This is a genomic window from Flavobacterium sp., assembly GCF_043722275.1.
Taxonomy (GTDB): domain Bacteria; phylum Bacteroidota; class Bacteroidia; order Flavobacteriales; family Flavobacteriaceae; genus Flavobacterium.
Genome location: NZ_JAYSPC010000059.1, coordinates 1 through 21,750, shown reverse-complemented (window position 1 = coordinate 21,750; position 21,750 = coordinate 1). Strand labels below are relative to the sequence as shown.

Below are 21,750 nucleotides of genomic sequence, written 5' to 3'. Positions count from 1 at the left end.
TAATGAAAATAAAATTTTACTATTCTGTAATTTTGTGTTGTCTTTTTTTTAATTCTTATTCTCAAAAACTGAATGTAAATAAACTCGATAGTTTATTTACAGCGTTAAACGAGAAAAATCTATTTATGGGAAGCATTGCAATTTCTCAAAATGGAAAACTAATCTATTCAAATTCTATTGGAAAAGCTTCTGTTGAAACTAATAAAAATGCCACTATAAATACAAAATACAGGATTGGTTCAACTACGAAAATTTTCACTTCGGCACTTGTATTAAAAGCAGTTGAAAATAAAAAAATCAGTTTAAATCAAACTATAAATTCGTTTTTTCCAAAAATTGAAAATTCTGAAAAAATAACAATCGGAAATTTATTGAATCATCACAGTGGGATTCATGAACTTTTAGATTCGCAAGAATTTGCAAATGGATATACCGGGAAAAAATCCGAAGAGGAAATGATCGCTATTATAAGCAAATTAAAAAGCGATTTTGTTCCCAACAGCAAATCAGATTACAGTAACTCTAATTATTATTTATTAACTGTAATTCTTGAAAAAATCTATTGTAAAACATATTCTCAATTACTGGAAGAGCAAATCATAAAACCTTTAAAATTAAAGAATACTTATTTTGGTGGAAAAATAAATCTCCAAGACAACGAATCGTATTCTTATTATTTTGCAGATAAATGGATAAAAGATACCGAAGGCGATATGTCGGTTCCATTAGGCGCCGGTGCGATTGTTTCTAATCCCGTTGACATGAATATATTCATTCAAAAATTATTTGAAGGAAAAATTATTTCGATAGAGAGTCTAAAAATAATGACTCAGATTCAGGATAAATACGGAATGGGAATTTTTGAACTTCCGTTTTACGACAAAAAAGGATTCGTTCATCGCGGGCAAGTAGATAGTTTTACTTCTCTCCTATCTTATTTTCCTAATGAAAAATTGGCAATGGCAATTACATCAAATGGTGCCGTATATGACAAGAAAAAAATAATGATAGCTGCATTAAGTGATTATTTTAATAAACCTTATGCAATCAAATTTGAAACTTACGAACCCGAACCAAATGATCTAAACAATTATTTAGGTGATTATAAAAGTTCAGCATATTCAAAAGTAATTACAATAACAAAAGTAAATAAAAGGCTTTTTGCTAATTTCTCGAATCAATCTCTTTTTTTAATTGAACCAATTGAAAAAGGTAAATTTGAGAATATTTGGGAAGGAAATAAAATAGAATTTATCCCAAACAATAAAGAACTGATTTTTGAAGAAAATGGGAAGAAATTTAGATTTTCTAAGAATTAGAAATTGAACTTAAATAATCATTTATCAAAAAATATTTTCCGTAAAATAATCACAATCATTGTCATTCCGAGGAACGAGTAATCTCCGTAAGAAACTAACGCAAGGTATATTTCCTGAATTATGGAGCTACTTGCGTAGATTCCTCGTTCCTCGGAATGACAAAAATTGCACATATTACTTTGAAAATATGCTTCTTACTAAAGTTTTTTCTATTGCTTTAAAATTTTGACAAAACTCCTAAAAACCAAATATTTTGATTCTACCTCAAAAACTATATCTTTGAGAATCTAACTATTTGCAAACCAACAAAAAACTTCACTATGAAAGATTTAAAAAAATACAGCAATAAAACAAAAGCTGCTTTTATTTTACTTATTGTGATGCTTATCATTTTGTTAGGAAATTTTAATACGCTTCAAAATTCAAAAAATGTAAATGAAAATATCAATGCGATCTACAAAGACCGACTGGTTGTTGCGCATTATATTTTTCAATATTCAAAAGAACTTCATTTCATAAAAGCGGAAGCCGAAAAACTGGATTTAAGCGATATTATTAAAAAAGATGAAATAATTCACACCTTAAATATTATTCACGACATTGATAATTTATACGCCAAGACAGTTTTAACCAATAAGGAAAAACAATATTTTGATGCTTTTTTAAATTCATGTAAAGAAATCAACAAACAGGTTTCAAACAAAAATTGGAATAAAATTACCGTTTCAAGCAATGAAGCAATTAAAACTCTGGAATTATTATCACAAATTCAGATTCAGGAAGGAAAAGCAAAATTAGCCAGCGCAAATAGTATGTATAGTAAAAATAATAGCCTCGGACAATTACAAATTGCATTGCTTATTATCTTAGGCGGAATCACTTTATACTTACTAATTGTAAAGAAAATAAAACGTAGTATTAAAATTCCTGAATCGCCAAGTTTAAATTAATTTATTTCAGTTTTCTGTCTTCCTCGTTTATGGCAAGATCGTTTATGCTGGCAAATCTTTTCTGCATTAATCCATTAGCGTCAAATTCCCAATTTTCGTTTCCGTACGCTCTGAACCAATTTCCGTTAAGATCCTGATATTCATACTCAAATCGAACTGCGATTCGGTTATCAGTATGCGCCCAATACTCTTTTTTTAGTTTGTAGTTACTTTCTTTTTCCCATTTTTTGGTCAAAAAACGAACAATTTCTTCCCTCCCATTTACAAACTGATCGCGGTTTCTCCATTCGCTGTCAATAGTATATGCTTTCGAAACTCGTTCCGGATCCTGGCTATTCCAGGCGTCTTCTGCTAATTGAATTTTTTCTAATGCCGTTTCATAGGTGAAAGGTGGCAATGGTAGTTTTTGTTCCATTTTTATGAAATTAAAGTTTGAATTATTTTTTTAGTCTGTTCAATAAGTTCGTTTGATTTGAATAACTGACTTTCTATAATGCAGCTTTCAAAAAGCAAATAAACATGATCTGCGATAACGTCATTTGATAAAATATTTTTGAAATAATTGCGTAAATCAGTTTTATGACTTTGAATTACGGCAAGTATTTTTACGTTATTCGAAGGAATTTCAGAGAGAATATTCAGAAAACTACAACCTCTGAAATTTTCGTTCTGATTCATAAAAATTAAAAAGTCAAAAGAAGCTAAAACTTTTGATTTCGGGTCTTTTGTCTTTGATGTAAACTTTTCTAATGCATTAAACCAAAAATCATGGCGTTCGTTTAAAAAAGCAACACATAAATCTTCCTTCGATTTAAAGTGCTGATAAAAACTTGCTTTTGCCACTTTTGCCTCTTCAATAATTTGGTTAATTCCAGTAGCATTATATCCTTGTTTGTGAAATAAGGTAAATGTTTTTTCTAAAATTCGCTCTTTTGGTAACATGCTGAAAAATGTTTAGAATACAAATGTAATAATTATTTTAAAACAAACAGATAAGTCTGTCTATTTATTATTTAAATGAAGTAATATTTGTCAATTTCGACGAAGGAGAATCACACTAGAAACTCCGTGAGAACGTCGTCAATCTTGTCAAAATGCTAGTGTGATTTCTCCCTTCGGTCGAAATGACAAAAAAAAAATCCAAATTCTAAATCATTAACGATTTGGAATTTGGATTTTTATCCCGAAACTTGGGGATTGGAATTTAATAATTCAAAGAATTATTATCTGCTCCATTCAGCAATACTATCTTTATTCAGTTTTACGTAATCCTGGTTATTAGCAGCTTCTGCGGCAGCAAGTGAAGCTTTTGCAGTTTCAACAGCTCCTTTTTTGTCTCCTTGTTTTGCCTGAATCTGTGATTTTAATCTTAAAATAAAATATGGTTTTTCAGCACTCATATCTAACGATTTATCTACATAAGTTCTTGCCGTTTCAATGTTTCCGTTTGATTGAAACAAATAAGTTGCAGCAGAATAGTAATCTGTAGCAGTTGGTCCGGCCAAAGTTTTTTCGATACTTGCAACTGCAACTTTAGCAGTTGGAACTTCGAATTTTAAAGCAACATGAGAGTTTTCCCAAGCCATTTCTAAATATCCAAAATTAGAATCTAAACCATTAATTCCAATCGTAAAAGTCTCAACCGGAGTTGGTAAAGCATCTTCTTTTACAGTAGTTCTTAAAGCAACGTAAGCATCATTCCATGTTTCAGGCAATCCCCAATTGTCTGTAGAAAGATAAAAAATAACTTCCCAGCTTTCGATTTTAGGAATTGTATAAATTGAGTATTTTCCTTTTTTCAATGTTTTACCATCGATTACTACATCATCACTAAAATTAATAATAGTGTTTTCGTTAGCTCCGGTTCTCCATAATTTACCAAACGGAACTAAATTTCCAAATACCGCTCTGCCTCTTGCTCCCGGTCTTGAATATGTAACTTCAACATCCGTTAGTCCTACTGTTTGTTTGATATATCCTTTAGGACTTGCCTGTGGTGTTTTTATTTGTGCTTCTGTAGCAAATGGAGCCAAAATAATGGCTAATGCAATAAGTATTTTTTTCATCTTTTGAGTTATTTTGTTTTGTTCAAATTTACAAATTCAATTACCGAACAAATGTTAAATTTTCTATAATTCAGCCCTTTAGGTTTGATATTTTTTGAGCATCCAACTCTTTAAACTCATTGATAATAATATCAGCTTCTGATAAATCCTGCGATTTTGAATGATGACTATTATATCCAACACAATAAATTCCTGCCGCTTTTGCTGCTCTTACACCATTTGTACTGTCTTCAATTATAATACAATTTTCTTTTGGCGCAATTGACAATGAAGCTGCATGCACAAAAATAGCAGGATTGGGTTTTGACTGCGGAAAATCTTCTCCACTAACTACATCCGTAAAATATTGATGCAAATTGAATCTTGTAAACACGCGTTCGATTGTAACTTTTGAAGCCGATGAAGCCAAAATTAATTGTATTCCGTTAGCATATAAATCTTTAATCAAATCCTCTACACCTTCTAATAAATACAAATCATCTTTGGTATCAAACGCATCATTAAAAATGCTTCTTTTTCTTTGAATCAAATCTTCTACTTCGTGCTCTATCGCTGGAAAAAATCCCTTCAAAGTCTGAAATGTATTTCGGGTCGAAAATCCGGTGAAAGAAGTGTACATTTCTTCGGTCACATCTATATTTAATTCTGTGAATTGTTTGTAATACGCATAACGGTGAACTGGTTCCGTGTCTACAATTACGCCATCCATGTCAAAAATTACTGTTTTAATCATTTTTTATAAGGTACTAAGGTTCTGAGTTGCTAAGTTTTTTTTTAAAGCTGCTGAGATTCTAAGCTTCTAAGTTTTCAGTTACACCTTAGTAACTTAGCAGCTTAGCAACTCTTTTTTACTCTTTTTTCAACAAATGTCTAATCACGGTTTCGGCTAAATATAAACCAAATAATCCTGGCATATAGCTATTTGTTCCGTAGAAAGATTTTTTGTAGTTTTTTCCGTCGGTTAATTTTAAGCTTTTTTCGTCTTGAATTTCAGAAGAGAAAACTACTTTTAATTTATTGATTTTTTCTACTTTTAAGCGTTTTCTGATAGCTTTAGAAAAGTAACAATTAGAGGTTTTAGAAATATCAGTTACTTTTACTTTTGATACTAACATTTTTCCGCCAGCACCCATACTGCTTATAATTTTTACTCTTTTACGTTTTGCTGCAATGATCAAATTTAGCTTTGGTGTAATACTGTCAATGCAATCTAAAACATAATCAAACTCTGGAGAAACAATCTCAAAAGCTCTTTCGGGAGATAAAAATTCCTCAACGCGGGTTAATTTTAATTCCGGATTAATATCCATCAAACGATCGCCTACAATTGTAATTTTTGGTTGTCCTACGGTAGAATGTAAAGCCGGTAATTGTCTGTTAATATTCGTTATATCAACAACATCACCGTCTACAATTGTCATACTTCCTACTCCGGCTCTTGCCAAAAATTCAGCTGCAAATGATCCAACTCCTCCTAAACCCACTACCAAAACATTAGAGTTTTGTAGGTTTTGCAATCCTTCTTTTGTAAATAAAAGCTCGGCTCTTTCTGTCCACTCTGCCATATCTCTATCTTTTGTTATTTTTGTTTGTTTTTTATTTGTTTCAGGTTTCAAGTTTGCTTTTGCGATTAGCTTTGTCAAAGTTTTTCTTAGACTTTTACTTTTCAAATACTACTTTAAAATTCGTTGAAATAATATCCTGTAATTCCTTATTATTTATTCCTTTATAATCTGATGCTAAATTGTAAACCTGTTCAATTTTTTCTTCGATTGTATCGGTTTCAAGAAAAAAACGATCGTTTGGAATATCCTGAAAAACGGTTTTTAAATCCGGATTCTTAAGTAAATATTTCCCGAACGAAAGGTAAAATCCTGCCGAAATAAGCTGATTTGCCAATTGACCGTTTTTTGAAAAACCATGAATAATCATTGGAACTGAAATTTTTAATTTTTTCTTGATTTCGGTTATTTCCTGAAAAGCTGCAACGCAATGTATGATCACCGGCTTTTTATATTTTTCGGCTAAAGCCAATTGCTTTTCAAAAACTATAATTTGCTGTTCTAACGGAATTTCGATTCGTTTGTCTAAACCGCATTCACCAATTGCCAGGCAATTTTTGGTTTGTAATTTTTCTTCTATAATTTTCAAAGCGTCATCAATTTGATCTTCCTTAATATACCACGGATGAATTCCGATGGAATAAAACGGAACCGATGCATCAAATTCCTGCGGATATTGATTCACCAATTCCAAAACATTGGATTGATTCTTAAATTGATGTGTATGACAATTAAAGAATTCCATTAATGAAATGTTTTAACTCCTGCATTAATTGCTACATTCAAATCATTTTCCAATGGAACAAGCGGACATGAATACTTATGATTATAAGCACAATACGGATTATAAGCTTGATTGAAATCTACTGCAATTGTATTGCCTTTTGGAATTTTTAAATCAATATATCTTCCGCCAATGTAACTTTCTTTGCCGGAAGTCAAATCAGAAAATGGTAAAAACAAATGATCTTTATATTCCTTCTTTTTAGAAAGTTCTATGTTTCTGTACACATTCAGTTTAAGCGCAACGCCATCAATAGTAAAATATAAAGTTCCGTATTTAATATATTGCGGAGTTCTTGTTCCTGTGGTTTTCATTTCGAAAACCTTCTCGTTTTCTGCCTTTTCAAATTTTGCGTTTACAAAATATTTACCATTTATGGGATAAAAATCTAAAGTTTTAAAAGTTTTTAAATCTTCATCCATTAACGGACTTGTCTTAGCGTCAGCATATTCGGAATTTATTTGCTTTTGAAATTTTTCAGCTTTCTTCTGATCAAATTTATTTTGTCCGAAACAGAAATTAGCAAGCAGTAATACTAAAAAAGGAATACTATTTTTCATCTTTTAAATTTTGAGCAAAAATAGTTTAAAAGTAACAAAGCAGCAACCGCTGATACGTACAAAGTTTCCTAACTTTGTGGCAAATAACTTTTTTATAATGCTCAAAACTGCTTTTAGTCACTACATCAATAATTTTAAAGGGTTTTCAAGAGAAATCTGGATACTTACAATTGTTACCTTTATCAATCGTGCCGGAACAATGGTGCTTCCTTTTTTATCAAAATATTTAAAAGAAGATCTCCATTTTACTTATAATCAGGTAGGTTGGATTATGGTTGCATTTGGTTTAGGCTCAATGTTGGGTTCCTGGCTGGGCGGAAAACTATCTGATAAAATTGGTTTTTATAAAATCATGATTTTTAGTTTATTCACAAGTGGAGTTTCACTTTTCTTTGTACAATATATTACTACTTTTTGGGCGCTTTGTGTTGCCATGTTTATTTTAATGACCATTGCTGATATGTTCAGGCCTGCAATGTTTGTTTCGCTTGGCGCATATGCTAAACCCGAAAACAGAACTCGTGCTTTAACTTTAGTGCGTTTAGCGGTAAATTTAGGTTTTGCTGCCGGACCTGCTTTAGGCGGTTTAATTATTATGGGAATTGGATATTCTGGTTTATTCTGGGTTGATGGAGCTTCATGTATTATATCGATTTCGATTTTCGCCTTATTGGTTAAGGAAAAGAAAAAGGCAGAACACGGTGATAAAATCGAAAGTGGCACAATTGTAAAATCGGTTTTTCATGATAAAATCTTTTGGGTTTTCTTATTTGTAAGTTTTGTAACGGCTATGATTTTCTTTCAGCTTTTTACAACTCTTCCTTTATATCATAGTGAAAAATTTGGTCTAAGTGAATTTCAAACTGGTTTATTAATGACTTTAAACGGACTTATGATTTTTGCTTTGGAAATGCCAACTGTTGGTTTTATGGAAAGAAAAGGCTTTCCTAAAATAAGAATCATTCTTCTTGGATCGTTTATAATGTCGCTAAGTTTCTTTTTATTACTGATTAATGTTTGGGCAGGAATATTAGTTATCGCAATGATTTGTATCTCGCTTGGAGAAATTCTGGCGTTTCCGTTTTCAAATGCTTTTGCATTAAGCCGTGCTCCACGTGGTCAGGAAGGTCAATATATGGCGCTTTATACTATGAGTTTTAGTCTGGCTCATATTATTAGTTCAAAAGTAGGATTTGAAATTATCTCTCGTTTGGGTTATCAGGTCAATTGGCTTTTTATGGCGTGTGTTGGAATTATTGCAACGCTTTGTTGCTTTTGGATTAGAAAAGCATTACTCGCGGAGCAAATTTCTTAAAATCTTACTGATTTAATGATAAGTTACTTCATTTCAAACACTTAAATAATTTACCGCAAAAGCGCGCAAAGTTTTTTTTAATGCGTGGGTTTATAAAATACAAATTCGTAAAGCTTTATGTTTGTTTACTGCAAGAAAAACAATCTGATTTTCAAATACTTAACTATTTTACCACAGAGCGCGCAAAGTTTTTTTTTAATGCGTGGTTTTATAAAAACGCAGAGTTCACAAAGCTTTATCAATACAAAGCTTTGTGAACTCTGCGTTTGTCAACACTATTACTTATAAAAAAACTTTGCGCGCTCTGTGGTAAAATTTCCCTATTATATTTCAATTTAAATTGTAATGTGAAAATTTCTTAAATTCCTCTTTATTTTAAATAAGTTATTGAACTGTCTAATTCACAAAGCTTTGCGAACTTTGTGTTTGTCAACATTATTACTTATAAAAAAACTTTGCGCGCTTTGCGATAAAATTTTTTCTCATCCCAACATTCTCCTAAAATGCCTATTTACCTACGCTAAAAAGCTATCAAACGTATTTTTTAGTTAAATAACTATATTTATAGTTGTATAACTGTAAAAATAGTTGTAGGTTTGAATTAAAATTAGAAAACATGCAAAAGCTAACGAACAAGGAAGAGGAAATTATGCACATTTTATGGAAGCTTAAAAAAGCATTCGTAAAAGAAGTTCAAGCGGAAATTACTGAAGATCAACCGCATTACAATACATTATCGACTATTGTGCGAAATCTTGAGGAGAAAGGTTTTGTAGGTCATAATGCTTTTGGAAACACGCATCAGTATTATCCAATTATTACTTTAGAAGCCTACAGTAAAAAATATATAAATACTGCGATTGACAACTATTTTAATAGTTCATATAAAAATATGGTTTCATTTTTTGCGAAAGAAGAAAAAATTTCAGCTGCAGAATTACGTGAAATTCTTGCGATGATTGAAACTCCGAAAGAAGAAAAATAATTGGTTATAGGAAGCACTTTTTACATTTATAATTAAATCAGGCGGTTTCAAAAGAACTTCAGGAGAAATAAAATCTGCTGATGAACAAGTAAACATTTGAAAATTACAACAGAAAAAACTAAACTACAAACCAATGATAACAATAATTCTACTATTAGTACAAAAACTGACAGTAATACTAGCGCAAATACTGAAATTACTATAATAACAGACACAGTTATCATAGTACAAAAATTATAACAAGTGACGGAAGTGCTCAAAATATTATTTCAAATTCCGGTAAAATGATTCTGGTGCAAAAAAACTTGTGATAAACTAACTAATATAAAAGAAGAATTCAGGCAATTGAATGAAGAGAAATACTGACTCTGATTGAAACTCAAAGGAAAAAAATAATTATTATGGAAGCACTTTTTATTTTTATAGCAAAATCAAGCGGATTGTTAGTATTGTTTTACTGCGCATACTATTTTTTGTTGCGCAAAGAAACTTTTTTCAATAGCAACAGATGGTTTTTGCTGGCTGGTTTAGTTACTTCAATAGTTTTGCCTTTTTTAGTATATACTCAAATTGTCTGGATCGATCCCGCTCCTATTCAGCCAGCGGTTACAAATACAATTTCGGCTTTAAATTATACTCAGGTTTCATCTCAAAACATTGAAAAAGAAACATTTGATATCAACTGGAATTACGTTGTATTAGCTATTTACGGCATTGGTTTTCTGGCTTTACTTATAAAATTTGCAATTGACTTTTATAGTTTAAGTTCGGTTTTAAAAGGTAAAGAAGTGAAACAACAAGCAGATTTCAAATTTGTGGATATTAACGAAAATATTACTCCATTTTCTTATTTTGATTATATCGTTTACAACTCATCAATGTTTACCACTTCAGAATTAGAGAATATTATTGAACATGAAAAAGTACACAGCGATCAAAATCATACTTTAGATGTATTGATTTCAAGGTTTTTTTGTGTCTTGTTTTGGTTCAATCCTGTTATTTGGCTGTACAAAAAAGCGATTCTTCAAAATCTTGAATTTATTGCTGATAACGAAGCTGCCAAAAAAATATCAGATAAAAAAGCGTATCAATACACGCTTTTAAAAATAACAACACATGAAAGTTGTGTTGCCATCACCAATCATTTTTATCAATCATTAATCAAAAAACGAATTGTCATGTTAAACAAAAATCAATCAAAAAAGCGAAATTATTTGAAGTATTATGCTATTATTCCGGCACTTGTAGCATTTGTGCTTTTATTTCAAATTAAAACAATCGCACAGGAAAAAGAACGAAAAGAACAAAATGATCTTAAGGAAGTTACTAAAAAAGAAGATCCAATCTATGTTTTCAAGATCAACAAAAACACAACTGATCAGGAATTAAAAGAAATGGCTGAAAAGCTTAAGAAAAACCATGATATTGATGTTATAATATCTGATGTAAAAAGAAACGCTAGAAAGGAATTAACCGCTATTAAGGTTGACATTCAAAAAGGAACAGGAGAAGCACAAACACTTCAAATTGAAGGCAATGAGGCTATTAAAAATTGTGGTATTGTAATTAATACTGAAAGCAATGGTTCTAAAAAAATTGGCATTCTTACAGATGGAGCAATTGATAAACCAATAGCTATTGGAAATCGTATTGTAGAAGTTCGCGAAACAAATGTTACAGATCTTAATACGGGAGATTTAACGCCTCCAACTCCACCAATTCCGCCGGTATTCCCTACTGGACCAATGCCTGAAGCGCCTCCTGTTGATGTATCTAAAATGCCAAAACCTCCAGTACCACCAACGGACCATAAAGATAAAGTTGCAATGGCGAAATTTGATAAGGAAATGGCAGAATTTGAAAAGAAAATGGACATATGGGAACCTGACATGTCGGCTTTTGAAAAACAAGTTGATGAAATCATGTCCCAAAGAGAAGCGGTATACGAAAAAGAAATGGCAAAATATGAGCTCGCTATGGATAAATTTAGTACAGATATGGACAAATTTACTCAAGCTGTAGAACAAAAATACGGCAAGGATTCTAAATTGTACGAAGTGAATATGAAGCAGTATGATAAGGATATGAGACAACATGAAATAGAAATGAAGCAACATGAAAAAGAGATGAAGCAACATGAAAAGGAATTAAAGAAAAGGGAAAAAGAAAGCAGAAAATCTTAATTAAGAGATTTAATTCTAAAAACTCATAAATGAAAAACCTATTTTTTATTTTACCCCTATTATTCCTTTTTAATTTTGGTTTCGCTCAAAAAGAAACAGAACAAAAAATCGATAATTACATAAAAGAAGTAATTCAAATTAACGAAATTCCAGGTGTAGCTTTGGCCGTTGTTAAAGATGGGAAAGTTATTTACCAGAAATATTTTGGAAAAGCTATTTTGGAAGAAAATAAAGCAGTGGATAAAAACACTGCTTTTAAACTTTTTTCTACAACAAAATTAATTACAAATGTTGGCGTATTTCAACTTATCGAAAAAGGAAAATTATCATTAGACGATCCTATTTCTCAATATCTGGATCATCTTCCTAAAGAATGGCAAGACATAAAGGTTCAGAATTTATTGTCTCACTCTTCTGGTTTGCCCAATATCGTTATGTTTGAAGATATCGCGAATACTTTACCTTTTGACAAAAAAATGGAGATATTATCGACAAAACCAATGGAATTTGTAACTGGAAATCAATACAGATACAATCAAACGAATTATTTATTTCTAACCAGGATTATAGAGAAAATTACGGGCTTGGGTTTTGCTGATTACATTTTACGAAATCAATTTCCATCAATACAATCAGGAGTTTATTTTTCATCAAATTTTGGAGAATCTATTCCTAATAGCGCCTTTAGATATAATTATAGTGCTGAAAATAAAACCTATACAAAAAGCACTTCTGATTTTGGTATTGATGCACATTCGGCAAATGGTTTAAACATTTCATTGGAAAACTTTATCAGCTGGAATCAAAATCTGGATAAAAATGTTTATCTCAAAAAAGAGACAAAATATTCAATGTGGAAACCGTTTCTGTTTGCTAACAATACAGATCGTTTTGCTTATGGCTGGGAAATTATTCCGGTAAATAAAATACTTTCATATGGCTTTACCGGAGGCAATGAAACGGCTTTTAGAAAATTTCCTAATAACGATTTAACGATTATCTTTTTATCTAATGGACATAAATATTCTGATTTATATGTTCAGAGTCAGGTTATAAATCATGTAGCAGCGATTGTAGATAAAACTTTAGTTGATGATTTTTTACTTGCGGGTGAAAAAATGAATCAGGATTTTTTGAAGTTAGACATTACAAAATCAGAGGAAAATTATTTAACGGTAAAAAAGAATCATCCGGATTGGGATTTTGAATACCGACTAAACATTATTGGTTATACTTTAATGAATTACAGCAGAATAAATGACGCTATTAAAGTTTTTGAATTGAATGCGAAAGAAAATCCAAAATCAGGAAATGCATTTAATAGTCTTGCAGAAAGTTATTTCAATAATAACCAATTCGAAAATTCAAAACTAAATTATAAAAAATCTCTAGAATTAGTTCCTGATAATGCAAATAGTAAAGAAATGCTGGAGAAGATAGAAAAAATCTTAAGTAAAAAATCCTAGATCAATCACTTTTAAAACATATTCAATAGAATATAATAACTTCATCTTATTACATTTATAAAAACCTAAAAAAGACTTTGCCTAACCGCAAAGTCTTTTTTTATATCTTTGAGAAAAATTAACCAACCATGTATAAAATCTTAGCCAAAATAAACAAATTCCTATTACCCAGTTTTACTAAACAAGGTCTGGACATTTCGAAAGCAAAAAAATGGCAAATGGCTATTATTGGTTTTCGCGCCTATGTTACAAAACGTGCTTTAGAGTAATTTAGGAAATATCTTCATGAAATAGTTGAATTTATTTCAATGCTACTTTCAAAAATTAGAAACGTATTTTCTAAATACATTTCTAATTTTTTCATTCTACAAATTTGTTATGAAAAATAAAGAATTCAATATCCCTCCTATTTACGCGGTCCTTTTAGCTATTATCAGTGTTCAATGTGGAGCCGCAATTGCTAAAAGTTTATTTCCTGCAATTGGAGCCGCTGGAACAGCATCGATTAGAATTGGTGTTTCGGCGATAATTTTACTTATAGCATACAGACCAAATTTAAAAGCGATTACTCGTGAACAATGGAAAATTGTAGTTCCTTATGGTTTGTCATTAGGCGCAATGAACTTGATTTTTTATTTAGCTATTGAAAGAATCCCAATTGGACTTGCGGTTACATTAGAATTTATAGGACCTTTATTAGTCGCTATTGTTGGTTCAAAACGATTAGTAGATTATTGCTGGGTTTTATTAGCTGCAATCGGGATTGCCTTAATCGCTCCATGGACAAACGCTCGCGTTAATATAACAGGAGTTGCATTTGCACTTCTTGCAGGTGCGCTTTGGGCGGCGTATATTGTTTTAGGCGGAAAAATTTCTAAAATTATGAACGGTGGTGAAGCTGTGTCAACCGGAATGTTGTTTGCAGCGCTTTTAATTCTGCCTTTCGGTTTTTATGAAAACGGATTAGCAAATCTAACTCCTAAACTTTTTGGCATGGGTATCGCATTGGCACTTTTATCCAGTGCAATTCCGTTTACTCTTGAAATGAAAGCTTTAGGACAACTTCCTCCAAGAACTTTTAGTATTTTAATGAGTTTAGAACCTGCCGCAGCTTCTATTTGCGCTTTTATATTTTTACAGGAACATTTGAGTTTTTATGAAATATTAGCGGTAGTTTGTGTTGTGATTGCTTCTGCCGGATCAACATTAACGGCTAAAAAATAGATACAATAAATTTAATCATAAAAAAAGTCCTGTATATACAGGACTTTTTTTTGATCTGGAATTATACTTTTATTATTTTTTTGGTAATAATACTGTATCAATTACATGAATTACACCGTTAGATTGATTCACATCTGCAATAGTAACTTTAGCTTTGCTTCCGCTTTCGTCACTGATATATAAATCTTTTCCTTCCATCCATGCAGTTAAAGTTCCACCGCTAACAGTTTTAAGAGTTGCTTTTCCTTTTCCTGCTTTAATTGCTTTAGCAATATCCGAAGCATTCATTTTTCCTGCAACAACATGATAAGTTAATATCGTTTGCAACATTTTTTTGTTTTCTGGTTTCAATAATGTTTCAACAGTTCCTGCTGGTAATTTGTCAAACGCAGCATTTGTTGGGGCAAAAACGGTGAATGGTCCTTTACTTTGTAATGTTTCTACTAATCCTGCAGCTTTTACAGCGGCTACTAATGTAGTGTGATCTTTTGAGTTTACAGCATTTTCAATAATATTTTTGTTTGGGTACATTGCAGCTCCGCCAACCATTACAGTTTTTTGTGCAAATGATGTAAATCCAAATCCTAATGCTAAGATTGCTGCGGCTAAAAATTTTCTAGTTTTCATAATTAATATTTTAAGTTATAAGCTCATTTACGCGGTAATAATCGTTTTGGTTTTATTAATAATTCAAAAAAGATCAAAACAAATTAAAAGATTCTTAAATAAGTCTGTAAAACAAGCGTTTAAACCACAAAATTATTTTCAATTATTTTTAAAATCAGATAGACTTTAGTCCTTTAATTATTAGTAAATTTAAGTATAAAATCAATTTTAATGGAAAATCAAACACAATCCGATCAGGGAACAAAACATATTATTCAAAGCTTATTAGTAAATGTTGCTATTGCAGTATCAAAAGGATTTGCTGCATTTATGACCGGATCCGGCGCAATGTTAGCCGAAACTATTCACTCAACCGCAGATTGTGCTAATCAGCTTTTACTTTTACTTGGAGTAAAACAATCAAAAAAAGATGCAGATGACGAACATCCATTCGGATATGGAAAATCAGTTTATTTCTGGTCATTTATGGTCGCAATGCTCTTATTTTCTATTGGTGGAATGTTTTCAATTTATGAAGGCGTTCACAAGTACAACAATCCGGAACCAGTTCACAATATTGGCTGGGCGATTGGAATCATTCTATTTTCAATTGCTTTAGAAGGTTATGCTATGATTTCGAATATTATAGAACTTAGAAAACGTAAAAAAACAATTTCTTTTTTTCGGTACTTACATGTTACAAAAGATAGTGATTTGATTATTATTTTTGGAGAAAATTCAGCTGCTGTTTTGGGACTTGTTCTAGCTTTAATTGCGCTTTTGGTTTCACATTATACTGGTGATAGCCGTTATGATGCAATAGGTTCTCTTTGTATTGGGATTGTATTGATTGCCGTTGCAATATTTCTCGCCATTGAAGTAAAATCTTTATTAATTGGTGAAAGTGCAGATCCTGAAATTTTAGAAACTATTCAGGAAATTGCCAAAGCAGACAGCAAAATTACCGAAGTCTTAAATTGCAGAACGGTTCAGCAAGGCCCGGGTGAAGTATTAGTTTGCATCAAAATAAAGATTGTTCCGGATCTCACGACTCAAAATATTAGTTTGTTGATTAATACTTTTGAAAATGAACTACGCACAAAACGTCCCGAAGTAAAATGGCTATATATTGAGCCTGATTTTCAAGAATGGAAAACAATTTAAAATAATTTCTACTTACTATCTTTTATTTATTATATTTATTTAACATTTTAACAATAAATAGTGCTGTTCTATTCTTAATTTATTTAAAACTTAATTATTATGATACCAAATAAAATTAGAAGTAAAAAACTAAGTACAAAAGTAGATTTGACCGCAATGGTAAGTGTTTCTTTTTTACTGATTATCTTTTTTATGGTAACAATTGAATTGTCGAAACCTAAAGCTGTTGATTTGAGTTTGCCTGATAATGATTATCATTGGACTGGTACTAATTGCTACAGAGAAAACCGTTCCATGACGATATTAATGGGAGAGAATAATAAATTAGTATCATATATGGGAATTTTAGAGGCTCCTATGGTTTCTCCCAGAGAAATGAATTATGGCAAAAGCGGAATCCGTCAGGAATTGCTAAAAAGAAACAAAAATATGCTTGAGTATTCAGCACAACTAGGAAAATATGGCAGAGGAATTACAGTAATTATAAAACCGAGTAAAAAATGTAATTATAAAAACTTGGTTGATATTCTTGATGAAATGGCAATTGCTAAAATTGATACTTATGCCATTGTGAATGAATTTAGTCCGGCAGAATCAAAATTATTGGCTTCGAAATAATTCACTTTTTTAATTTATAAAGTCTATGCAAAATCTACCTAAAAAAGTTAGAAGTAAAAATTATCTACAAGAGTAGATTTGACTGCAATGGTGAGTGTTTCATTTCTATTGATTATCTTTTTTATGGTCACAATTGAGTTGGCGAAACCTAAAATTTTAGAATATGGAATGTATTCGGATTGTGATGATTGCGGTGAGTATTTTGGTTGTAGCCATATAGATGAAAACCGAATATTAACCATACTACTAGATGATAATAATAAAATGATTTCCTATATGGGATTATTATATGCTCCTATCCAAAAACCAAAGGAAGTGTATTTTGGTAAAGAAGGAATTAGAAAGGAATTGTTATCGATTAATAAAAAAGTTCATGAATATTCTGCAAATCTAGGAAAACCAAAAAACGGTTTAATTGTTATTATCAAACCAAGCAAAAAATCTAATTATGGAAATCTAGTTAATATTTTAGATGAAATGAAAATAGTAAATATCGACTCATATTCTATCCTGGATGAATTCACTCCTGAAGAATCAAAATTATTGGCTTCGAAATAAATACAATTGCCAAGAGTGAGAAAATAAGTATAATGGATAATATGATATAAGTTTTTCATGAAGGTCTGCCCTAGCCCAGATAGAAGGGAAAATCCTTTTGTGACGCTTCTTTAGCGGAACAAAAGATTGGAATGATAGCTGGAAATAGCTCCTATTAAAAAGAATCTTCAATTTTTAAATTCCAAATTGCAATTGTTGTAAAATTAAAATAGAAACGCACTTCTCCCGAAGTCTCGGGACGCTCAGTGTGACAATCTGAAACTGGAAAAAAACCGAAACCTGAAACAAAAACGCATAAAAAAGTCCCACATTGCTGTGGGACTTTCAATTATAAGATGAACAAAGATTTATTTTTTGATAAACTTAATACTGGAACTTCCTTTATCTGATTTTACTTTTATAAAGTAATTACCGGTTCTAAGCTTTGAAACATCAATATTAGAAACCGATTTTGAATTAGGAACTGCAATAACCAATTGTCCTAATATATCATAAATCGCAACCGATTGTATTTGAATATCTTGTTTACTATTAAAATTTAAACTATCGCTCACAGGATTTGGATACAAAGTAAAATAATTAGAAAACTCAAAATCTGAAGTTCCTAAAGTGGTTTGAAATTTTGATGTGGCTTTATTGGTGAGTATTGGGAAATTATAATCAAAATAAATATTAGCTTCGTTAGTAAATGAATCTCCAACTTTTAAAGTTGGCTTTGTTTTGATTTTAAAAGCGACATAACCATCATTATTCGCATTATCAAAAGGAAGATTGATATTTTCGAAAATAAACTCTACTTTATTTTCTTCTGAAATTTTTGTTACAAAAGAGTGGCTTGAGCTTGTTGGAATTAAAGTTGAAATATCAAATTTATTTAAATCAATCATATCTTTTACCACAATATTTTGTGCCGGATAAGTTCCGGTATTTTCAAAGCGTATCATATAGTGTACATACTCACCTATTAAACCTGGTGTGATTACCTCGCCTTCTAAACATGTTTTATCATTTGGGTCATAAGAACCTACAACCGTTTGATTTAAAGCAAATATATTATCAATTGGAGTTTCGTCTGTTACAGCACCTTCTATTACTGTTTTAAATTTTAATATATCACCAATATTTAATGCTGGATGTTCTATTGGAGAATTTGCATTTACAGTAAATTTAATTTCGCGAGTTTCATATGGCAATAAATTAACAAAATTCCAAGATAAATTATTTAAGGAATGAGTTACCGGTATAGGTTTTGCAATAACGAAATCTAAAACAGCATCCTCAAAACTTAAATTTACTGAACCAGATTGCGTAGTATTTCCTTTATTTTTATAGACAATTTTATATACAGCATTAAAACCTGGTCTTGCTGGCTCTAATGGTAATAAAATAACTTCTAAATCTGGATGAACACCGTTTGCAGTAATACAAAAATCTTGAATAAATGGACTGGATTCTGTTGGAAAAGTAACTTTAGCAGTTGTTGGATAAATATTAAAATACGCTGGGTTTTCTAGTATTGGAGTAACATTATAAGACCCCGATTTAACATAATAATTGTAATCACCATTTTCATCAGATGCGGAACTGTTTGTTGTAGTTTGATTTGCAATATTAACTTTCATATTTTGAAATTTAATATCTCCATTGTCACATCCATTATTATTTAAATCTAATCTATTATTTCCTTTAATTGCATAAAACTTACCTCCTGGTTTAAATGTACAATACGAATTAACATTACAATCCTTAATATTTGCTGATAATAGTTGTGACTGTATAGCTGGAATTTGAGATTCGTCAGCACAAATGTATTTCAAATTGGGATTTGAAGTAATATAAAGCCGGCTTTCATCTATCCCATTTTTTATCATTAATGATGATAATTGGTTTGCTGAACAGTCAAGATTCGTTAATTCTGTTAAATTGCTAAGATCCAAAGATGTTAAACTATTTGAAGAACAAATAAGTTCTTGAATTTTTGTTAAGCCACTTATATTTAATGAAGTTAAGCCATTACCCTGACATTGAACATAAGCTAATTTTGATAAATTACTAACATTAAGCAATTTAATCTTATTAAAATAACAATCTAATACTCCCAGATTTACAAAATACTCAATTCCAAGTAAAGAAGAAATATTACTTTCATTCAAAGTCAAAGAATAAACATTAAATGCTTCGCTTAATTGTATTTCTTTATCATTGTTGGCATCAATTTTAAAATAAGAACCAGATAAATTTCTTGCAACATAATTTTGATTAGTTGCAGATAATAATTTTGCTTTAAAAATTGGATCTGGAATATTAATAATTCCATCACTACAGGCACCAACACAACTACAACTAGAATCTAATAAGACATTATTTAAACCACTTAAATCTATGCTTTTTTGAATAACATTAAAATCTATAATATCTGCACAAATATGCTTAAGATTTAAATTTCCCCTTATGTCTAATGCTGTCAAATCCTGATTTGGATTATTATTTTTAATAAAAATATCAGTTAAAATATTATTATATCCACAATTTAATTCTTTTAGATCAGGTAAATAGGAAACATCTATTTTTGAAAACTTTGCACTTTGACATTCAAGTTTTTGCAAATTATTTAACCCTGTTAAATCAAAAATTGATATTGGATTTGCAGAAAAATTAAGCGTTTGCAAATTTACAAATGGTAAAAAAACAAAAGAGGTAATTTTATTTCCGGAAAAATTTAAATCAATTAAATTTGTTGTAGAACCAGTGTTTAAATAAGTTATATTATTATTACTGCATTTAATGGATTTTATGTTTGTATCGTTTAATAAATCTAAAGATGTAATAGCATTGTTTGAGCAATCAATAGTTAATAAATTAGAGGCGTTTTTCATTTGAAAAACAGATAAGTATTGATTAGTATTACATCCAACATTGCTAAGATTTGTAAGTCCATTTGCATACAAACCGAACAAATTATGATTATTATTAATATTTAAAGTCTTTAAGTTAGCTAAATTATCAATTTTTAATGTTGTGAAAATACTGTTCCATTGTACAGTCAAATCTTCTAAATTAACCAAACTGGTTAAATCTATTGTTTCTCCAATTTGAGTGTTATCAATAGTTAAACTTTTTAAGTTGGTAAAATACTTAATTGTATTAATTGACTTAACATTTTGAGCTATACTCATTGTAGTTACTTGTAATGCTTCAGAAAATTGAATTTCACCATCAAAATTTAAATCAATAGTTGTATTATTTAAAATAGAATATTTAAAATATTCATCATCAAAACATATGGTTCCTGCCACACATTGAGGTAAAGCACTACAAGAATTTACTACTGTAACATTAGAAATTCCATATTCTGCCAATTTATTTTGAATTAATGAAATATCACTTTGATATGCACAAATAGAGTTTAAATTTAAATTATTATTAAACTCCAGAGAACTAAAAACGTTATATGGTCGATTTAAAAATAAACTTGAAATGTTATTATTTGAACAGTTTAAATTAGTTAATGCGTTTATATCTGAAAAATATAGTGTAGTCAAATTATTATAACTACAATTAACATTAACGATATTATTGGTGTAATCTCTTTTAATAAAATTCAATTGATTATTAGAACAATCAAGAGTTGATAAAGAAGTTAGATAACTTAAAAGTAAAGATTTTAATTGTGAATTATTATTTATTTTTAAAATCTTTAATGAACCAAAATAGGAAAGGCTAATTTTAGTTAAAGAAGTATTTTTAATACTCAAATTTTTCAATCCTGAAAAATTATTAGAATCAAAACCTTTTAAAGAGCTAATATTTCCATCCAAATATAGATTGTTAATTACACTAGCTTCATTATAATCAATCTCATTATTATTATTTGTATCAACATCACTATCGGCTATACCATCGTTATCATTGTCGACACAATTTGTAAAAATCAAAATATTTTTTAAAACTGCATCAGGAATATTCACAACCTGTGCACTTAAACCATTAAAAAAGCATAGAGCCAGAACTAAAAAGTAGAGTTTCTTCATATTTGGAAATTTTGAAACAAAAATAACTTTTTAAGACTATAACACAATTTTATTTGTTAAAATTTCTTAAATAAAAAATATAAAACAAAAAAAGTCCCACATTGCTGTGGGACTTTCTATTTAGAGGAAACTAAGAATTATTTTTTCTCAGTTTTTTCCATTTTAGCTTTCAATGCAGCTAATACATCATTGTTATCTCCTAAAGTTGCAGCTGGTGCGTTTGTAGATGAGTTAGATGAAGTATTTTCAGTTGCAGTTTTCACATTTTTCTCTTCTTCTTCACGGAAGATAGCAGTATGAGAAGCAACTACTCTTTTGAATTCTTTGTTAAATTCGATTACTTTGAAATCAGCAGT

At 30.2% G+C, this 21,750-nt stretch carries 20 protein-coding genes and 1 pseudogene; 11 read left to right on the top strand and 10 right to left on the bottom strand.

All coding sequences use genetic code 11. The annotated features are described in order from the left end of the window. Nucleotides 1–2: 2 nt before the first annotated feature. Together ACHZDT_RS07955 and ACHZDT_RS07950 are read left to right on the top strand one after the other, a co-directional pair. A complete protein-coding gene (locus ACHZDT_RS07955) occupies nt 3–1,319 on the top strand; it encodes a serine hydrolase domain-containing protein (RefSeq protein WP_394774092.1) in 1,317 nt (438 codons plus the stop codon). Between the two features lie 320 nt (nt 1,320–1,639). Beyond that, nucleotides 1,640–2,269: an MCP four helix bundle domain-containing protein gene (locus tag ACHZDT_RS07950; protein WP_394774091.1), complete on the top strand. Its 630-nt coding sequence runs from the start codon at nt 1,640–1,642 to the stop codon at nt 2,267–2,269. Between the two features lies 1 nt (nt 2,270). On the opposite strand, the gene ACHZDT_RS07945 is transcribed toward ACHZDT_RS07950, so the two are convergent. The 7 genes from ACHZDT_RS07945 to ACHZDT_RS07915 form a co-directional block, all read right to left on the bottom strand. After that, the gene (locus tag ACHZDT_RS07945) at nt 2,271–2,684 is read right to left on the bottom strand and encodes a DUF1348 family protein (protein WP_394774090.1); all 414 of its coding nucleotides are present in this window, start codon (nt 2,682–2,684) and stop codon (nt 2,271–2,273) included. Between the two features lie 2 nt (nt 2,685–2,686). Further along, the gene (locus ACHZDT_RS07940) at nt 2,687–3,211 is read right to left on the bottom strand and encodes a TetR/AcrR family transcriptional regulator (protein WP_394774089.1); all 525 of its coding nucleotides are present in this window, start codon (nt 3,209–3,211) and stop codon (nt 2,687–2,689) included. A 281-nt stretch (nt 3,212–3,492) separates the two neighbouring features. After that, on the bottom strand, nt 3,493–4,335 hold the full coding sequence (locus ACHZDT_RS07935; RefSeq protein ID WP_394774088.1) for a DUF2911 domain-containing protein: 843 nt from the start codon (nt 4,333–4,335) through the stop codon (nt 3,493–3,495). 70 nt (nt 4,336–4,405) lie between these two features. Further along, a complete protein-coding gene (locus ACHZDT_RS07930; protein ID WP_394774087.1) occupies nt 4,406–5,068 on the bottom strand; it encodes an HAD family hydrolase in 663 nt (220 codons plus the stop codon). A gap of 115 nt (nt 5,069–5,183) precedes the next feature. Then, complete coding sequence (locus ACHZDT_RS07925) at nt 5,184–5,900, bottom strand: ThiF family adenylyltransferase (RefSeq protein WP_394774086.1); 717 nt, start codon at nt 5,898–5,900, stop codon at nt 5,184–5,186. A 94-nt stretch (nt 5,901–5,994) separates the two neighbouring features. Then, nucleotides 5,995–6,642, bottom strand: coding sequence for a TatD family hydrolase (locus ACHZDT_RS07920; protein WP_394774085.1), 648 nt, complete (start codon nt 6,640–6,642; stop codon nt 5,995–5,997). Then, entirely contained in the window at nt 6,642–7,241 is a 600-nt protein-coding gene (locus tag ACHZDT_RS07915) for a DUF1684 domain-containing protein (protein WP_394774084.1), read from the bottom strand. Before ACHZDT_RS07915 ends, ACHZDT_RS07920 begins: the two co-directional genes overlap by 1 nt. 97 nt (nt 7,242–7,338) lie before the next feature. On the opposite strand from ACHZDT_RS07915, the gene ACHZDT_RS07910 reads away from it, so the two are divergent. The 6 genes from ACHZDT_RS07910 to ACHZDT_RS07885 all read left to right on the top strand — a co-directional run bounded on the left by ACHZDT_RS07910 (nt 7,339) and on the right by ACHZDT_RS07885 (nt 14,417). Continuing rightward, nucleotides 7,339–8,556, top strand: coding sequence for an MDR family MFS transporter (locus tag ACHZDT_RS07910; protein WP_394774083.1), 1,218 nt, complete (start codon nt 7,339–7,341; stop codon nt 8,554–8,556). A 616-nt stretch (nt 8,557–9,172) separates the two neighbouring features. Next, complete coding sequence (locus ACHZDT_RS07905) at nt 9,173–9,541, top strand: BlaI/MecI/CopY family transcriptional regulator (RefSeq protein WP_394774082.1); 369 nt, start codon at nt 9,173–9,175, stop codon at nt 9,539–9,541. Between the two features lie 401 nt (nt 9,542–9,942). Further along, on the top strand, nt 9,943–11,727 hold the full coding sequence (locus ACHZDT_RS07900) for a M56 family metallopeptidase (protein WP_394774081.1): 1,785 nt from the start codon (nt 9,943–9,945) through the stop codon (nt 11,725–11,727). Nucleotides 11,728–11,756: 29 nt separating this feature from the next. Then, entirely contained in the window at nt 11,757–13,193 is a 1,437-nt protein-coding gene (locus tag ACHZDT_RS07895; protein WP_394774080.1) for a serine hydrolase, read from the top strand. Nucleotides 13,194–13,321: 128 nt separating this feature from the next. Then, nucleotides 13,322–13,462, top strand: a complete 141-nt coding sequence (locus ACHZDT_RS07890) for an SsrA-binding protein (RefSeq protein WP_394774079.1) — start codon at nt 13,322–13,324, stop codon at nt 13,460–13,462. A 109-nt stretch (nt 13,463–13,571) separates the two neighbouring features. Beyond that, on the top strand, nt 13,572–14,417 hold the full coding sequence (locus ACHZDT_RS07885) for an EamA family transporter (protein ID WP_394774078.1): 846 nt from the start codon (nt 13,572–13,574) through the stop codon (nt 14,415–14,417). A gap of 72 nt (nt 14,418–14,489) precedes the next feature. On the opposite strand, the gene ACHZDT_RS07880 is transcribed toward ACHZDT_RS07885, so the two are convergent. Beyond that, nucleotides 14,490–15,044, bottom strand: coding sequence for a fasciclin domain-containing protein (locus ACHZDT_RS07880; RefSeq protein ID WP_394774077.1), 555 nt, complete (start codon nt 15,042–15,044; stop codon nt 14,490–14,492). A 210-nt stretch (nt 15,045–15,254) separates the two neighbouring features. On the opposite strand from ACHZDT_RS07880, the gene ACHZDT_RS07875 reads away from it, so the two are divergent. From ACHZDT_RS07875 to ACHZDT_RS07865, 3 genes are all read left to right on the top strand, one after another. Continuing rightward, nucleotides 15,255–16,187 carry a cation diffusion facilitator family transporter gene (locus ACHZDT_RS07875; protein ID WP_394774076.1) on the top strand — a complete coding sequence of 311 codons (933 nt, stop codon included), beginning with the start codon at nt 15,255–15,257 and terminating at the stop codon, nt 16,185–16,187. Nucleotides 16,188–16,286: 99 nt separating this feature from the next. Next, on the top strand, nt 16,287–16,805 hold the full coding sequence (locus ACHZDT_RS07870; protein ID WP_394774075.1) for an ExbD/TolR family protein: 519 nt from the start codon (nt 16,287–16,289) through the stop codon (nt 16,803–16,805). Nucleotides 16,806–16,928: 123 nt separating this feature from the next. After that, nucleotides 16,929–17,363: a biopolymer transporter ExbD gene (locus ACHZDT_RS07865; RefSeq protein ID WP_394774074.1), complete on the top strand. Its 435-nt coding sequence runs from the start codon at nt 16,929–16,931 to the stop codon at nt 17,361–17,363. Between the two features lie 347 nt (nt 17,364–17,710). Here ACHZDT_RS07865 and ACHZDT_RS07860 read toward each other — a convergent pair whose 3' ends face one another. Continuing rightward, nucleotides 17,711–21,394 carry a T9SS type A sorting domain-containing protein gene (locus tag ACHZDT_RS07860; protein WP_394774073.1) on the bottom strand — a complete coding sequence of 1,228 codons (3,684 nt, stop codon included), beginning with the start codon at nt 21,392–21,394 and terminating at the stop codon, nt 17,711–17,713. 137 nt (nt 21,395–21,531) lie between these two features. After that, a pseudogene (locus tag ACHZDT_RS07855) lies at nt 21,532–21,750 on the bottom strand (30S ribosomal protein S1); the annotation flags it as partial.

Excerpts from the sequence above, each read along its gene's own strand:
- ACHZDT_RS07955 (WP_394774092.1), top strand. The coding sequence starts at position 3 with ATGAAAATAAAATTTTACTATTCTGTAATTTTGTGTTGTCTTTTTTTT.
- ACHZDT_RS07950 (WP_394774091.1), top strand. The coding sequence starts at position 1,640 with ATGAAAGATTTAAAAAAATACAGCAATAAAACAAAAGCTGCTTTTATT.
- ACHZDT_RS07945 (WP_394774090.1), bottom strand. The coding sequence starts at position 2,684 with ATGGAACAAAAACTACCATTGCCACCTTTCACCTATGAAACGGCATTA.
- ACHZDT_RS07940 (WP_394774089.1), bottom strand. The coding sequence starts at position 3,211 with ATGTTACCAAAAGAGCGAATTTTAGAAAAAACATTTACCTTATTTCAC.
- ACHZDT_RS07935 (WP_394774088.1), bottom strand. The coding sequence starts at position 4,335 with ATGAAAAAAATACTTATTGCATTAGCCATTATTTTGGCTCCATTTGCT.
- ACHZDT_RS07930 (WP_394774087.1), bottom strand. The coding sequence starts at position 5,068 with ATGATTAAAACAGTAATTTTTGACATGGATGGCGTAATTGTAGACACG.
- ACHZDT_RS07925 (WP_394774086.1), bottom strand. The coding sequence starts at position 5,900 with ATGGCAGAGTGGACAGAAAGAGCCGAGCTTTTATTTACAAAAGAAGGA.
- ACHZDT_RS07920 (WP_394774085.1), bottom strand. The coding sequence starts at position 6,642 with ATGGAATTCTTTAATTGTCATACACATCAATTTAAGAATCAATCCAAT.
- ACHZDT_RS07915 (WP_394774084.1), bottom strand. The coding sequence starts at position 7,241 with ATGAAAAATAGTATTCCTTTTTTAGTATTACTGCTTGCTAATTTCTGT.
- ACHZDT_RS07910 (WP_394774083.1), top strand. The coding sequence starts at position 7,339 with ATGCTCAAAACTGCTTTTAGTCACTACATCAATAATTTTAAAGGGTTT.
- ACHZDT_RS07905 (WP_394774082.1), top strand. The coding sequence starts at position 9,173 with ATGCAAAAGCTAACGAACAAGGAAGAGGAAATTATGCACATTTTATGG.
- ACHZDT_RS07900 (WP_394774081.1), top strand. The coding sequence starts at position 9,943 with ATGGAAGCACTTTTTATTTTTATAGCAAAATCAAGCGGATTGTTAGTA.
- ACHZDT_RS07895 (WP_394774080.1), top strand. The coding sequence starts at position 11,757 with ATGAAAAACCTATTTTTTATTTTACCCCTATTATTCCTTTTTAATTTT.
- ACHZDT_RS07890 (WP_394774079.1), top strand. The coding sequence starts at position 13,322 with ATGTATAAAATCTTAGCCAAAATAAACAAATTCCTATTACCCAGTTTT.
- ACHZDT_RS07885 (WP_394774078.1), top strand. The coding sequence starts at position 13,572 with ATGAAAAATAAAGAATTCAATATCCCTCCTATTTACGCGGTCCTTTTA.
- ACHZDT_RS07880 (WP_394774077.1), bottom strand. The coding sequence starts at position 15,044 with ATGAAAACTAGAAAATTTTTAGCCGCAGCAATCTTAGCATTAGGATTT.
- ACHZDT_RS07875 (WP_394774076.1), top strand. The coding sequence starts at position 15,255 with ATGGAAAATCAAACACAATCCGATCAGGGAACAAAACATATTATTCAA.
- ACHZDT_RS07870 (WP_394774075.1), top strand. The coding sequence starts at position 16,287 with ATGATACCAAATAAAATTAGAAGTAAAAAACTAAGTACAAAAGTAGAT.
- ACHZDT_RS07865 (WP_394774074.1), top strand. The coding sequence starts at position 16,929 with ATGGTCACAATTGAGTTGGCGAAACCTAAAATTTTAGAATATGGAATG.
- ACHZDT_RS07860 (WP_394774073.1), bottom strand. The coding sequence starts at position 21,394 with ATGAAGAAACTCTACTTTTTAGTTCTGGCTCTATGCTTTTTTAATGGT.